Here is a 1,597-nt window from a genome sequence, read left to right as displayed (position 1 = left end):
CGGACTTTGCTGGCTGGAGCAGCGGCGGGGCTCGGCGACTCGATGCGAAACGCTCGCGATCATCCACCGCGCCGCCGTCCGCAACGCTGTCATCGCATGGAGAACACGATCAGGAGAAGAAGCCCCGGGCTTCGTCCCCGCCGATCACCGGGCACGACCGCGCCCCGCGTCAGGCGTCGCCGGTGGCGCCGCGGTCGCCGAGCGCCCGGCGGAGCCGCGCCTCGGCGTCGTCTCCGGCTCCGGCCGCAGCGGCGGCCGCCTCGGCGTTCGCCTCGGTCACCGCACGGACGACCTCTTCGCGCTGGATCTTCACCCCGCGCGGCGCGTCGATGCCGATGCGCACGCCGTCCCCGCGGCTGTCGAGCACCGTGATGACGATGTCGTCACCGACGAGGATCCGCTCGCCGACCTTCCGCGTGAGTACCAGCACCCGTTCAGCCTAGCGACACGACGGGTACTCCCAGCAGGTCGACCGACTCCGGCGTGGCGGTCTCCCCCGCGCCGATCGCCACGACCCCCGCCACGGGCGCCCGCTCGGCGACGGTGGCGAGCATGCGTGCCGCGTCCTCGGGCTTCCGTCCGACGTCCACGACGACCCAGACCTGGTCGGGTGCGAGCCCGTCGGTGGTCCGGACGTCGTCCCACGCAGCGACCGCGAGCAGCGCGGAGCCGTCGCGCACGCCCTCGGCGCGGGCGAGGATCCCGCTCCGACGGTCGGCGGCGTCGGTCGGGCGCAGTGCGTACCGTGCCGCGAACAGCCCGGCGGCCGCATCCACGTCGTTCGGCCGTCCGACGAGGAGCACGAGGTCGCCGTCGGCGGACCGCACCGACGGCACGGGCCGGACGATCGCCCTGGCGGCGACCGCCTGCTCGGCGACCACCTCGTCGAGGAGCCGCGCCGCGCCTCCCGTCCCGACGGCGGGCCGGAGCGGCAGGGCCGACGCGACCGGCAGGCCGGTGTCGTCCTGGAGGCGCGACCCACCCGGCTCGCCGGTCCCCGCCTCCGGCAGTCCACGCGTCGGGCGCGCAGCGCTCCCCGTGATCCCGTCGGCGACGAAACCGTCGAGCACCGACGCGAACGCGTCGGCGCGCGTCGATGCGGTGCCGTCGTGCCCGGCGATGCGCGCCTCGGCGGCCTCGGCGTCGGCCAGGAGCGCGGCGATCCCCACCCGCTGCACCGGCGAGTCGCTGATGGCGACGCGGGCGGTCGGGACGTCCTCGGGGGCGGGGACCTCGACGGTCGCCTCGACGTGCGCCTTGCGGAAGAGGCCGCCGATGCCGGGGGTCGTCACGCGCTCGGCGGCGACGATGCGCGCCGCCGGACCGAACTCCGCGCGGACGGCGTTGCGGAGCTGGTCGAGCGTGGCGCCGTTACGCTGCAATCGGGTCGGCGGCACGGACCACTCCCACGGTCTCGATGGTGGAGCCCGCGGCGGTGGCCTCCTGGTAGGAGAGCACCGGCAGGCCGTTCGACTGGGCCGAGACCATGCGGTGCACGGCCGGTCGGAGCTGCGGGGCGCAGACCAGGACGGCGGACAGCCCCTGGTCCTCCACCGAGCGCACGGCGTCGCGGAGCGACCCCAGGACCTCTCGATGC

At 75.7% G+C, this 1,597-nt stretch carries 2 protein-coding genes and 1 pseudogene; all 3 read right to left on the bottom strand.

Features of this window, described 5'->3' with window-relative positions:
* Positions 1-169: 169 nt before the first annotated feature.
* Positions 170-430, bottom strand: a complete 261-nt coding sequence (gene csrA, locus I5E_RS14170; RefSeq protein WP_022907565.1) for a carbon storage regulator CsrA — start codon at positions 428-430, stop codon at positions 170-172.
* A 4-nt stretch (positions 431-434) separates the two neighbouring features.
* Positions 435-1,382 (bottom strand): hypothetical protein, encoded by a 948-nt coding sequence (locus I5E_RS14165; RefSeq protein ID WP_022907564.1) that lies wholly within the window; start codon positions 1,380-1,382, stop codon positions 435-437.
* Positions 1,372-1,597: pseudogene (locus I5E_RS21840) on the bottom strand (FHIPEP family type III secretion protein); the annotation flags it as partial. The pseudogene I5E_RS21840 and the gene I5E_RS14165, both read right to left, overlap by 11 nt.

The sequence above is a fragment of the Curtobacterium sp. B18 genome, from assembly GCF_000333375.1.
Classification (GTDB): domain Bacteria; phylum Actinomycetota; class Actinomycetes; order Actinomycetales; family Microbacteriaceae; genus Curtobacterium.
The sequence above is the reverse complement of the archived record's forward strand: the minus strand, read 5'-3'. Positions and strand labels throughout refer to the sequence as shown.